General features: G+C 54.5%; 13 protein-coding genes. 7 read left to right on the top strand and 6 right to left on the bottom strand.

What is annotated here, in order from left to right; translation table 11 throughout:
- Nucleotides 1–152 precede the first annotated feature (152 nt).
- From JCM17844_RS04710 to JCM17844_RS04685, 6 genes are all read right to left on the bottom strand, one after another.
- Nucleotides 153–584, bottom strand: a complete 432-nt coding sequence (locus tag JCM17844_RS04710) for a zinc-binding dehydrogenase (RefSeq protein WP_210431373.1) — start codon at nucleotides 582–584, stop codon at nucleotides 153–155.
- Nucleotides 581–1,102 carry an NADP-dependent oxidoreductase gene (locus tag JCM17844_RS04705; RefSeq protein ID WP_149999884.1) on the bottom strand — a complete coding sequence of 174 codons (522 nt, stop codon included), beginning with the start codon at nucleotides 1,100–1,102 and terminating at the stop codon, nucleotides 581–583. Before JCM17844_RS04705 ends, JCM17844_RS04710 begins: the two co-directional genes overlap by 4 nt.
- A gap of 148 nt (nucleotides 1,103–1,250) precedes the next feature.
- Nucleotides 1,251–1,676, bottom strand: a complete 426-nt coding sequence (locus JCM17844_RS04700; RefSeq protein ID WP_149999883.1) for a DUF4785 family immunoglobulin-like domain-containing protein — start codon at nucleotides 1,674–1,676, stop codon at nucleotides 1,251–1,253.
- A 20-nt stretch (nucleotides 1,677–1,696) separates the two neighbouring features.
- Nucleotides 1,697–2,359, bottom strand: a complete 663-nt coding sequence (locus JCM17844_RS04695; protein ID WP_149999882.1) for a choice-of-anchor X domain-containing protein — start codon at nucleotides 2,357–2,359, stop codon at nucleotides 1,697–1,699.
- 18 nt (nucleotides 2,360–2,377) lie between these two features.
- Entirely contained in the window at nucleotides 2,378–3,388 is a 1,011-nt protein-coding gene (locus tag JCM17844_RS04690) for a calponin homology domain-containing protein (protein ID WP_149999881.1), read from the bottom strand.
- Nucleotides 3,389–3,498: 110 nt separating this feature from the next.
- Nucleotides 3,499–4,104: a TetR/AcrR family transcriptional regulator gene (locus tag JCM17844_RS04685; protein ID WP_149999880.1), complete on the bottom strand. Its 606-nt coding sequence runs from the start codon at nucleotides 4,102–4,104 to the stop codon at nucleotides 3,499–3,501.
- A gap of 169 nt (nucleotides 4,105–4,273) precedes the next feature.
- On the opposite strand from JCM17844_RS04685, the gene JCM17844_RS04680 reads away from it, so the two are divergent.
- The 7 genes from JCM17844_RS04680 to JCM17844_RS14430 all read left to right on the top strand — a co-directional run bounded on the left by JCM17844_RS04680 (nucleotide 4,274) and on the right by JCM17844_RS14430 (nucleotide 11,248).
- Nucleotides 4,274–4,828, top strand: coding sequence for a carboxymuconolactone decarboxylase family protein (locus JCM17844_RS04680; protein WP_149999879.1), 555 nt, complete (start codon nucleotides 4,274–4,276; stop codon nucleotides 4,826–4,828).
- Between the two features lie 70 nt (nucleotides 4,829–4,898).
- Nucleotides 4,899–5,597, top strand: coding sequence for a haloacid dehalogenase type II (locus tag JCM17844_RS04675; protein WP_149999878.1), 699 nt, complete (start codon nucleotides 4,899–4,901; stop codon nucleotides 5,595–5,597).
- 174 nt (nucleotides 5,598–5,771) lie between these two features.
- The gene (locus JCM17844_RS04670) at nucleotides 5,772–6,638 is read left to right on the top strand and encodes a class I SAM-dependent methyltransferase (RefSeq protein WP_149999877.1); all 867 of its coding nucleotides are present in this window, start codon (nucleotides 5,772–5,774) and stop codon (nucleotides 6,636–6,638) included.
- Nucleotides 6,639–6,753: 115 nt separating this feature from the next.
- The gene (locus JCM17844_RS04665; protein ID WP_149999876.1) at nucleotides 6,754–7,647 is read left to right on the top strand and encodes an ABC transporter ATP-binding protein; all 894 of its coding nucleotides are present in this window, start codon (nucleotides 6,754–6,756) and stop codon (nucleotides 7,645–7,647) included.
- A gap of 15 nt (nucleotides 7,648–7,662) precedes the next feature.
- Nucleotides 7,663–7,869 carry a hypothetical protein gene (locus JCM17844_RS14435; RefSeq protein WP_210431372.1) on the top strand — a complete coding sequence of 69 codons (207 nt, stop codon included), beginning with the start codon at nucleotides 7,663–7,665 and terminating at the stop codon, nucleotides 7,867–7,869.
- The gene (locus tag JCM17844_RS04660) at nucleotides 7,860–10,970 is read left to right on the top strand and encodes an ABC transporter permease/M1 family aminopeptidase (protein WP_210431371.1); all 3,111 of its coding nucleotides are present in this window, start codon (nucleotides 7,860–7,862) and stop codon (nucleotides 10,968–10,970) included. Before JCM17844_RS14435 ends, JCM17844_RS04660 begins: the two co-directional genes overlap by 10 nt.
- A complete protein-coding gene (locus JCM17844_RS14430) occupies nucleotides 10,934–11,248 on the top strand; it encodes a hypothetical protein (protein ID WP_210431370.1) in 315 nt (104 codons plus the stop codon). The genes JCM17844_RS04660 and JCM17844_RS14430 overlap by 37 nt, the downstream gene beginning before the upstream one ends.
- Nucleotides 11,249–11,321: the final 73 nt, after the last annotated feature.

Genomic DNA, 11,321 nt, shown 5'->3' with positions numbered 1-11,321 from the left:
CCCAAAACCGTTGCCGCGCACCCGCCATTTTCAAACCTTCCCACATCACTGTTTGAAGGCTTGATAGCACAGCCAGACAAACACGCCACAGGCTTTTGATCGCAAGGCAAAAGCCTTCCGCCAATGGCGGCCTTGTTCTAAGAAACGACGCCTTAAACGATTTCGAGAACCAATTTGCCGCGCACATGCCCTGAACCGCTTTGTTCTTGCGCTTTGGCTGCGTCTTTAAAGGGCAAGCGGTTGATAGGTGGAATGGGAAGTTCTCCGTTTTCGATCAAAGCCCCTATGGCACGAAGATCATCCCCATTGGGGGTCACAAACAACCGAGTGACGTGTACATCTTTGCTCTTTGCGCGCTTTTCATCTGCAAGATCATTCAACGACACCACCGTGCCGCCTGCAGCAGTCACATCCACAGACATATCGGACGCCAAACCGCTAAGGCTATCAAGAACCATATTCACACCACCGGAAACCAGATCCTGCACCTTTTCCGCCCAATTTTCCGTGCGGTAATCGATCACCTCGTCAGCGCCCAATTGGCGCACATAATCGGCATTTTTCCGGCTTGCTGTGGTGATCACCCTTGCGCCAGATGCTTGGCAATGGGAATGGCAAAGCTTCCGACACCGCCCGCGCCCGCATGAATAAGGGCGGTCTGCCCTGCCTTCAGCCCCGCCTCGGTCACCAGCGCTTGCCACGCAGTCAAGGAAACAAGAGGAATAGCCGCCGCCTCAACCATGCTCGGCTTTGAAGGCTTTGGGGCAATATGTGCAGCGTTCACCGGTACATACTCCGCATAGGTGCCCCAATGCAAAAGGTCGCGGCGGCAATAGGTATAAACCGGATCACCGACTGCAAATCCTTCGACATCGTCGCCCAGCACAGCAATTTCACCGGCAGCATCCCAACCGGGGATGATCGGAAATTCATAAGAGAACATCCCCTCGGCAAAGCCATCACGCAATTTCCAATCAATGGGATTGACGCCGGCAGCATGAACCCGGATCAGCACTTCCCCTTTGCCCGGCTTAGGGGTGGGCCGTTCACCAAAAGTCAAAACATCCACACCGCCGAATTTTTCATAAAAAACCGCGCGCATCCTTGCACCTCATCAATCAATCGCAGGCTTTATCCATAATGGCCAGACGGGTCGAAATTGAAAGCCATTTCACAGTGCCCGCACCCACCAAAAAGCCTGCGGCATCAAGAATACCGCAGGCCCCCACCGGCAATGCCCATCCGGACGATCACATATGATCAGTTTGGCTTATGGCGCATTTCCAAAGCCTTTTCCCGTTCGCGGATAGTGCATCAAGGCGGCGCGATTGCTCCATCAGATCAGCCCGATAAAATTCCCGATCATGGAAAGCGGATATTTCATAAGGCTCTGTTTTATAAACATTTTCATAAACAGGCCCCAAGGCATTGGGGATGGCATTGGCGCTGGTCACTGTCACCGATCCCAATGTCAGAGGCCCTTTTGCGCCGGCTTCACGCAAGGCAAGGCCATAAAAGGTCAGATCCATCCATCTGGTGCCCGGCTCCAGATAAAGGGCATTTTGAGAACTGGCCAATGGCTCGCCCTGCACATTATGCAAGATACCGGACAGATGAAAGCGGCCTTTGGCCTCTACCGATATTTCGGCGCGGATCACCAGATCGCCATCAACCATATGATGTTCATATTTTCCGGTCAGATCTGCTGCGGGATGCTATAAAGAACGCCGGTCATGCCTTTCAAGCGATCGCCACGCCCATCACTGGCTGTAACGATCACCGCAAGGTTTTCCGCATATCCGATCATCGGCTCCCTATCGGCAGGCAGATCGAACCGTCCCGTATAAATCCCGTCTCCGGCCTTTTCATCGCCATTGGTTCCGTTATCCGAGAATTTGAACGTGTCCAAAGGCCCGGAAACCGGACCTGTCACCTGCCCGACAATGGTCATCGGGCCGGTCATGGTGCCGTCTCTGGGCAGAACCAAAAGGTCTTCATCATTCACCGCAGCGCGGGTGACTTGCGCATAGATATAAACTGGCTCCCCCCGTTCATAACGAATGCCCGAAGGCCAGACAGTCAATCCATCTCCATAATCACGCGGCAGGGTTTGGCGGGTCGGAATGCGCTGGGCCATCAAGGGGTCCGGCTGTCCCTTTGCCACCGGCTGGGACCAGGCAGGAAACCGCGCTTGTTCTTGATAGCTGCGGGCAGCATGGGCGGCCAGATCGGGAACTGACGGTGCTCCGATTTTTTGCGCCTTGCCCCGATCGCTTTGGGCATCGGCTGAAAAAGACCCGACACCAACGGAAAAGCCGACCAAAAGTGCGGCGACGATCGATGTTTTGAATAGTGTCATCTTATCTCTCCATCGCACTTAATAAAGGCTGCTGATAAAGCTGGCCGTGGTCATGCCACTGGCCACGACGGTATCGGGTGCACAGCTTGTTCCATTGCATGTCCATATCCCGTCGGGGATCTGCCTGCGGTCGTCTGCATCGCTGGCATCGCGCTCATCGCTATGATTTTCATGCGCCGCATCCAGATTGATGAAGCCAGACGCTTCCTGTTTGAAGGAATTTCCGCAAACGGTGCTGTTATTATAGCTGGCATCGGCATTGCCGCCACAGGCAAAAATCGAAGCATATTGAACGACACCGTCATCTTCGCCGGTCAAACAGGCGCTGGCCCCGAAAATCGCTTCATAGCCGCCCGTAAGATAGACATTCCGCGCCGGTGCGTTGGAAAAGGTCCGCACCTGCACATCGTCGGAACTGCGCAGCCAGAAAGTGGCATCGTCGCAATCCTGAATGAAGGATGCCACGAAATTGCACAAAGACGAGGCATCGCCGCACACCGCATCCGCCCCTTGCGAGCCGCGATGCGCCCCGCCAACAGACACAACCAGGCCCAGGCGCTGGGCCACCACATCATAAGATCCATTCAGGTTGAAATTGGGATCGCTGGGCTGTGCATTGCCCAGAATGAAATCCATGACCGTGCCGCCCATGCTGTGGGCAATAACCCAGAAGCTGCCGCCTTGGCTCCATGAAGAGGCACAACGGTTTCCACCACCATCGGCAACCCCATTGGTGGCATTAATGATTTCAGCCGCCGCTTCGCCCGCAGCATCGGGGTCCCAAAACGGCCGGGTACCATTATAGCCCACCACATAATAGGACGTGGCAAAATTGCGCGTGGCTTCGCGCACAAAATCATCGGAGCCATTGACCCAGTAATTCCGCGCCGCCGCCCAACTGCTATAGGTGCCGGTGTCTGTCTGCTTGCCATGCAAGAATATCAAACAGGGCGCCGCCGATGCGGCTGATGCCAAAAGCCCGAAATAAAGGCCCGCCAGCATCACTCCTATCATCTTGAAGCGTATCATGAAGACTCTCCCCAAATTTGAATCGAATTGATACCATGAGGGGAATCGAATTGTTCTTATTCCTCATAACGGGTATGATATCTTATTCAGGGAAAGAGTCTATAGGCTTTCTAGTTATGCGATTGGTCGCGCAATTGCTCCCATCCTTGCGCCAGATCCTCGGCAAGATCCGCCAGACCCTTCCGGTCCGTGCCGCGATGGGCCTCAATTCTAAGGGCTGTAATATCCGATTGGTAACGCCGCGCCAGCCGGCCAGTCTCCATCTCTGGTGACAGCTCGCCACATGCTTTTGCCCGATCGAATATGGTGGCAATTTCCGCCTGTATCCGATCCAGATAACAGCGCGCCTGTTCAGCGATTCTGGCTTCTGAAGCCGTTGTATCCAGAAGGGTTTTTATCAGCATACACGCGCGGCTATTGCAATCGCCGCCCTGATTTTGGCCAAGCCAGCGCAGATGATCACACAGCCCTTGCAGCGGTGAAGGGCTGGCCGGAATCTTTTCATGCAGTTCCGCAATGTTTTTCTGGAAATATCGCTCAAGCGCGGCACAAAACAGCGCTTCTTTATTTTTAAACGCCGCATAGATGCTCCCCGGCCTCATGGACAGGGCAGCTTCCAGATCCTTCAAGGATGTTGCGTAATAGCCTTTTGTCCAAAAAAGGCTCACTGCCGCATCCAATGCGGCCTCGCGGTCATATGGGCGGGCGCGTTTCATGATCCCTCTTAATAAAAGGTGCGGCCCTGTTTGTCTTCTGCCCATCGCGTCTTATCGGTCAAGTTTGAGTGATCGCTCAAATTGTCTATTGAGCAATCGCTCAAACATCCCCATTGTCCGATCAACCCGAAACGGGGTGCCGCCCCATGACCCAACTCAGGAGAGAGCGATGACCGACTTCACCTTGTATGATGAAACCAACGCCCCGGAAGGCAGCAAGGAATTGCTGGCCAATTCGAAAAAATCTTTCGGGATGATCCCCAATCTGCATGCGGTGATGGCGGAAGCCCCCGGCCTTTTGGAAGCCTATCAAAAGCTGCACGAATTATTGCTGAACACCAGCTTCAATGCGGAAGAGCTTACCGTTGTATGGCAGACCATCAATGTGGAACATTCTTGCCATTATTGCGTGCCCGCCCATACCGCCATCGCCAAAAGCATGAATGTGAGCGACGAAATCGGTGATGCGTTGCGCAATGAAACGCCCCTTCCCGATGCCCGGTTGGAAGCCCTGCGCAGCTTCACCTTGTCTGTGGTGCGGAATCGGGGCAATGTGGATGATGAAACCGTACAGGCCTTTCTGGATGCGGGGTTCACCAAGCGCCATGTGCTTGAGGTGATCCTTGGGCTCGCCCAGAAAGTGATGTCCAACTATACCAACCACATCACCAAAACGCCGGTTGATGCGCCGTTCGCCAAATTCGGATGGACAAAAGCGGCCTGACCGGCCCCGAAGTTCCGATCAGGGCAGTGCATGGATACTGCCCTGATCAAAAAGCGAGCAACCAATCCCCATGACCAAGCGCGCAGCCATTTCGATCATCATATTCGATGTGAATGAAACGCTGCTGGATATCACCACGCTTGATCCTGTGTTCAAGCGGGTGTTTGGCAATAGCGCCACCCTGCGGGACTGGTTTGCGCAGATGATCCTCTATTCCCAAACGATGACGCTATCCGGCCTTTACACGCCATTCGGCGATTTGGCGGTGGGAAGCCTTAAAATGCTGGCCTCCATCCATGACCGGCCATTGAACGACAGCGATATTGATGATCTGAAACAGCGGATGGGCCGCATGCCCGCCCATCCTGATGTGGCACCCGCCCTCACCCGGCTGCGCGATGCGGGCTTTCGGCTTGTCACCTTGACAAATTCCACCAGCACCGCCGCCCCCTCGCCCTTGGAACGGGCCGGATTAGGCGATTTCTTCGAACGCTCCTTTAGTATCGAGGCGGTTGGAAAGTTCAAACCGGCTCCGGAAACATACCGTTTTGTGGCAAAGGAAATGGGAGCCGAAATGGCGCAAATGTGCCTTGTTGCCTGCCATTTATGGGACACCATCGGGGCGCAAGCCGCAGGCTGTTATGGCGCGTTCCTGACCCGCCCCCACAATGCCATCCTGCCTGCCACCCATGTGCCTCGCCCGGATTTTTGCGCACCCGATCTCGTCAGCCTTGCCGACCAGATCATTGGCGGTGCTCAGCCTCGGTAAATCCGCCCCATATTCCTTATCCCTGAAAAGCACCGGCTTTGGTGCTTTTGCTTGTCCGTAACATGCGCGATCTTCTTGTCCTTCCTCTTCGACAAGCAGGATATGGTGATCTAGGGTCGCCATATGAACGGCTGAACAAATTGGCGAAAGCCTTCAAACACCGGGAGCGCAGCAATGACCAGCACAGATGTCCATAATCCCCAAGACCTGAAAACAGAGGATTGGGCTGGCGATATGGGCGCCACATGGCTTGCCAATCTATCCGGTTTTGAAGGAATGATTGCCCCAATCGGCAAAGCTTTGCTGGCCCGCGCCGGTTATCAGGCCGGTGAAACGGTTCTTGATATCGGTTGTGGCGGGGGAGCCACCACCATCGCCATTGCCCAATCAGTTGCACCTTCCGGCCATGCTTTGGGAATTGATATTTCACCGGACCTCAAGGCCGCAGCACTTGCACGGGCCGCAGCAGCCGGTGTGGAAAACGCGCACTTCCTATGTGCCGATGCTACCACTGTCCGTTTGCAAGACGCGCCGTTCGACCGTCTTTGCTCCCGCTTTGGCTGTATGTTTTTTGAAGATCCGGCGGCCGCATTCTCCAATCTACATGGCTTGCTGCGCAAAAATGGCCGGATCGATCTGGCGGTTTGGGCTGCCCCGCGCGACAATCCGTGGATGATGGACATGATGGCCATTGTGAAAACATATATCGATGTGCCACCCGCCATCCCGCGCGCCCCCGGACCGTTTGCCTTTGAAGATCTGGATTATGTGCGCGACATTCTAGACGCCAGCGGCTTCAAGGACATGGACGTGGTCCCCCATGAAGGCTTGCAACCGGTGGGCGGCGCAGGCGCATCCCCACAGACCGCTGTTGACTTCGCCCTCAACTCTATCGCCCAAGGCCGGTTAGTAAAAACCACAGACGCCTCGATAACGCTGAAAGCCGGCCAGGACCTTCACGATCTTTTTGCCCGCCATCATGTGCCGCTAAAAGGGGTGATGATGCGCGGAAAAGCATGGCTTGTCTCCGCCCGCGCTTAAACGGCCGCGCCATCCGGATACAAACGAAAAGACATAAAAACCGGGCCTAAACGAAAGAACTCTTTAGCTTTCCAAATCACAAACTAAAGTGTTCTTGATAAAGGGAGGCCTTCACATGCTGGAACTCAAGGCTGTCACACATATTTACCCCAATGGCACACGGGCACTGGACGCTGTATCATTGAGTATCCCCAAAGGCATGTACGGCCTTTTGGGTCCCAATGGCGCGGGGAAATCCACCTTGATGCGCACGGTGGCCACCTTGCAGACCCCCACCGAGGGCAGCATCCGGTTTGGCGATATCGATGTGATCGCCCAACCCGAACTTTTGCGAGAACGGCTGGGATATCTCCCGCAGGATTTCGGCGTTTATCCCCGTGTCTCGGCCTATGATATGCTGGACCATATGGCGGTCTTGAAGGGCATTGCCTCGGCCCGCGAACGGAAGGAGACGGTGGAAACCCTCCTGAACCAGACAAATTTATGGGCTGTGCGAAAAAAGGCCATTGCCGGGTTTTCCGGCGGCATGCGCCAACGCTTTGGCATCGCCCAGGCTCTGATCGGCAATCCCGAATTGATCATCGTCGATGAACCAACAGCCGGTCTTGATCCCGAAGAACGCAACCGCTTCCTTAATCTGTTGGCGGAAATCGGTGAAAATGTCGTTGTTATCCTGTCCACCCATATCGTGGATGATGTGGCCGATCTGTGCCCACGCATGGCAGTGCTGACGGCGGGGCGGATCCAGCTTGAAGGGGCGCCGCTCGACCTCATCCATCAAACCCGTGGCAGCATCTGGGCCAAAACAATCGAGCGCCATCAGCTCGACAGCTATTCCGACCGTTATGACGTTATCTCCACGCGGCTCTTTGCCGGACGAACCATCATTCATGTGCTGTCATCATCCGACCCTCAAAATGGTTTCACTGCTGTGGAAGGAGGGCTGGAGGATGTCTATTTCTCTGCGCTTGCCCATGCCCGGCGCGCCTCCACCGCAACAGCCGCCTGAAGAGGACGCCAAATCATGTTCGGAAAGATCGCCGCCTTCGAACTCCGCTATCAATTCCGCAATCCGGTGTTTTGGGTCGTTGTTATCCTGTTCTTTTTGCTGACCTATGGATCCATCACCGTGGATCAGATCCAGATCGGCAGCGGGGGGAATATTTACAAGAATTCGCCCAGCGCATCATCCAGATCCACCAGATCTTTTCGCTTTTCTATATGTTTGTGACCACCGCATTTGTCGCCAATGTCATTGTCCGCGATGATGAAAGCGGCTTTGGCCCGATGGTGCGCTCCACGCAAGTATCAAAATTCAACTATCTCATCGGCCGCTTTCTTGGCGCATTTGGCGCGGCGGCCATATCCTTTCTGGCGATCCCTTTGGCCATCTGGTTTGGCTCGCTCATGCCATGGGTCGATCCGGAAACGCTGGGGCCAAACCGGCTGCATAATTATGTTTATGCCTATATGGTGCTGGCACTGCCCAATTTGTTTCTCACCTCGGCTATTTTCTTCCTTGTCGCGGCGATGACCCGCTCCATGATGTATTCCTATCTGGGCGTTGTGGCGTTTCTCATTGCCTATCTTGTGGTCAACACCATCCTCCGCTCCAAGCCGGAACTGCGCGATATTGCCAGCTATATCGAGCCATTCGGGCTGGCTGCCGTGGGCAATGTGATCCGCTATTGGACCGCCAGCGAACAAAACACGCTCACGCCCCCGATCATGGGCTTCATCCTGTTCAACCGGCTCATCTGGGTCGGGGTCGGGCTGGCGGCCTTGTTCCTGAGCTATGCCCGGTTCAGCTTTGCCGAACGGGGCATATCGAAGCGTGCGTTACGCAAACAAGCACGCAACACCGCCAAGCTCGCCGCCACAGCGCCGCTGCTTGTTGACAGGCTTCCCAAAGCGCGGCCCGCAAAAGCGATCTGGGCACGGCTGGTGTCCCAGTGCCGATTTGAAATGGGATTGGTGTTTAAAAGCCCGGCCTTTATCGTGCTTTTGCTGATCGGCCTGTTCAATTCACTGGGTGGCTTGCTTTTCTCCGGCGAGATTTACGGCACTCCGGCGCGCCCGCTCACCTTTTCCATGATCCAGGTTTTGCGCGGCAGCTTCAGCCTTTTTCCTTTGATTATCGCCATTTATTATGCCGGTGAATTGGTGTGGCGCGATCGTGAACGCAAAATGCACGAAATCATCGACGCCACCTCGCTGCCCAATTGGGCTTATATGATTCCGAAAACTCTGGCCGTTATGGGGGTGTTGTTCGCGGCGCTTGTGGCATCGGCTCTGGCAGCGATGGCCGTGCAGCTTGTCCGTGGTCAATATGACGTACAATTAGACCAATATCTTGGCTGGTATGTCCTGCCGATGACGGTGGATATGGTCATTCTGGCGATCCTTGCCGTCTTTGTGCAAGCGCTTAGCCCCAATAAATATATCGGCTGGGGCATCATGGTCATCTATTTGGTGGCCACCATCACCCTCACCAATATCGGGTTCGAACATCCGCTCTATCAATATGGCGATACCGGATCACAACTGTTCTCTGACATGAATGGCAGCCAGATCGGCGGGGCCCTGGGGTGGTGGCTGCGCCTTTATTGGGGAGCCTTCGCAGCCATATTGGCCGTGCTGGCGCATCTTTTGTGGCGCCGGGGCACAGAAACCCGGCTGACGCCCCGCCTGAAGCAATTGCCGCAGCGACTGGCCAGCCCATCCGGAGCTGTCATGGCGGTGGCACTGGTGGTTTTTGCGGTAACCGGCGGCTGGCTATTCTGGAATATGAATGTCCTTAATGTGTATCGCACACAGGATGATCTCAACCGCATGCGGGCTGAATACGAGAAGAAATATCTCGCAAATGAACAGATCAAACAGCCATCGCTCACCCATATCACGCTGGATGTGTCGCTTTACCCTGCCAAGCGGCAAGCCATCACCGAAGGTCGCTACCAATTTATCAATGACACCGGTGCGCCCCTTCAAGAATTGCATGTGCGTCTGTCGGATTTCACCACCAAGCTGATCGCAACCGATCTGCCGGGCGCCACATTGGAAATGAACGATACAGACCTGCAATACCGCATTTATCGTTTCACCACCCCCTTGGCCCCCAATGCCACTTCAGAATTAACCTTTAAAACCGAGCGCCATAATCAAGGATTACCGGCCAATGGCGACGATACGCGACTGGTGAGGAATGGCACCTTTCTCAGTAATTTCCAGATTGCTCCGCAAATCGGTATGAGCCGGGATTCCCTGCTCAGCGATCCTGTCATACGCCGCAAACACGGGCTGCCATCCGAGCTGCGGGCAGCAAAACTTGAAGACCTGTCGGCAACGGCACGAAACGGGATCGGCAATGCGTCCTGGGTTTATTCCGACATCACGGTCACAACCGATGCGGATCAGGTGCCGGTGGCACCGGGGCGCGAGGTTATGACCAACACCGAAAATGGCCGCCGTACCGCACGCTTTGTTTCATCTGCTCCTATTGTTGCCTTTTTCTCGATCCAGTCGGCAAATTACGCAATCAAGACGGAAGAAGCGGATGGCGTGCAGCTTTCGGTTTATTCCGACCCCAAGCATGTGTGGAATGTGGACCGCATGCTAGAGGCCATGAAAACCTCTCTCGCCTATTTTCAAAAGAATTTCGGCCCTTATCAGTTCGATCACGCCCGTATTCTTGAATTTCCCGGCTATGCCTCTTTTGCCCAGTCTTTTGCTGGCACCATTCCTTATTCCGAGCGTATCGGTTTCATCGCCAATACCAGCGATCCCGATAAGATCGACTATGTAACCTATGTGACAGCCCATGAAATCGCCCACCAATATTGGGGGCACCAGCTCAATGCGGCAGCCATGCAGGGCAACACCATGCTGATCGAATCTATGGCGCAATATTCGTCGCTGATGGTGATGAAACAGATCTATGGCGAGGATCAGATTCGGCGTTTCCTGAAATATGAACTGGACAATTATCTACGCTCGAGAGGCAGCGAACGGATCGAGGAACTGCCGCTCGATCGCGTGGAAAACCAAGCCTATATCCATTATCGCAAGGGCGCGGTGGTGCTGTATCTTTTGCAAGACCAGTTGGGCGAAGATCGCGTGAACCAAATGCTTGCAAGCCTGTTGGACAAATACCGCTTCAAAGGAGCACCCTATGCCCGCTCCACAGCGCTTGTAGAAGGGTTCCTGTCGCTTACGCGCAATAGCGACGAGCATGATCTGGTGCTGGACCTTCTGGACCGCATCACCATCTATGACCTGAAGCTGAAGACGCCACCGTGCGCGCCCTACCCGATGATACATTCGAGACGGTGATCACGGTTGCGGCACAGAAATTCTATGCCGATGGAGCCGGCGTGGAAAAACCAACCCCGCTCTCCGACCAGATCGACATCGGGCTGTTTGACCAGCGTCCGGGCATGGGAAGCTTCAAAGCCGAGGACGTGATTTCTATGGAACGACTGCCGGTTATATCGGGGACGCAAACGATCCGGGTGATCACAACGCGCAAACCGGCCTTTGCGGGGATTGATCCTTATAACAAATATATTGATCGGAACAGCGATGACAATGTAGTGGCGATAACAGAATAACCGCCCTCCGATTTTATCTTAATCAAGAGAAAATTATCAAATTACAAAATTGCGAGTGCTTTGATCCCGTATT

Origin of the sequence: Iodidimonas gelatinilytica (assembly GCF_008579125.1) — a bacterium.
GTDB lineage: Bacteria > Pseudomonadota > Alphaproteobacteria > Sphingomonadales > Rhodothalassiaceae > Iodidimonas > Iodidimonas muriae.
Note: the sequence above shows the minus strand (reverse complement) of the source record. Positions and strands in the feature narration are given on the sequence as shown.

Excerpts from the sequence above, each read along its gene's own strand:
- JCM17844_RS04705 (WP_149999884.1), bottom strand. The coding sequence starts at position 1,102 with ATGCGCGCGGTTTTTTATGAAAAATTCGGCGGTGTGGATGTTTTGACT.
- JCM17844_RS14435 (WP_210431372.1), top strand. The coding sequence starts at position 7,663 with ATGTTCGGAAAGATCGCCGCCTTCGAACTCCGCTATCAATTCCGCAAT.
- JCM17844_RS04665 (WP_149999876.1), top strand. The coding sequence starts at position 6,754 with ATGCTGGAACTCAAGGCTGTCACACATATTTACCCCAATGGCACACGG.
- JCM17844_RS04670 (WP_149999877.1), top strand. The coding sequence starts at position 5,772 with ATGACCAGCACAGATGTCCATAATCCCCAAGACCTGAAAACAGAGGAT.
- JCM17844_RS04700 (WP_149999883.1), bottom strand. The coding sequence starts at position 1,676 with ATGGTTGATGGCGATCTGGTGATCCGCGCCGAAATATCGGTAGAGGCC.
- JCM17844_RS04690 (WP_149999881.1), bottom strand. The coding sequence starts at position 3,388 with ATGATACGCTTCAAGATGATAGGAGTGATGCTGGCGGGCCTTTATTTC.
- JCM17844_RS04680 (WP_149999879.1), top strand. The coding sequence starts at position 4,274 with ATGACCGACTTCACCTTGTATGATGAAACCAACGCCCCGGAAGGCAGC.
- JCM17844_RS04660 (WP_210431371.1), top strand. The coding sequence starts at position 7,860 with ATGTTTGTGACCACCGCATTTGTCGCCAATGTCATTGTCCGCGATGAT.
- JCM17844_RS04695 (WP_149999882.1), bottom strand. The coding sequence starts at position 2,359 with ATGACACTATTCAAAACATCGATCGTCGCCGCACTTTTGGTCGGCTTT.
- JCM17844_RS04675 (WP_149999878.1), top strand. The coding sequence starts at position 4,899 with ATGACCAAGCGCGCAGCCATTTCGATCATCATATTCGATGTGAATGAA.
- JCM17844_RS04685 (WP_149999880.1), bottom strand. The coding sequence starts at position 4,104 with ATGAAACGCGCCCGCCCATATGACCGCGAGGCCGCATTGGATGCGGCA.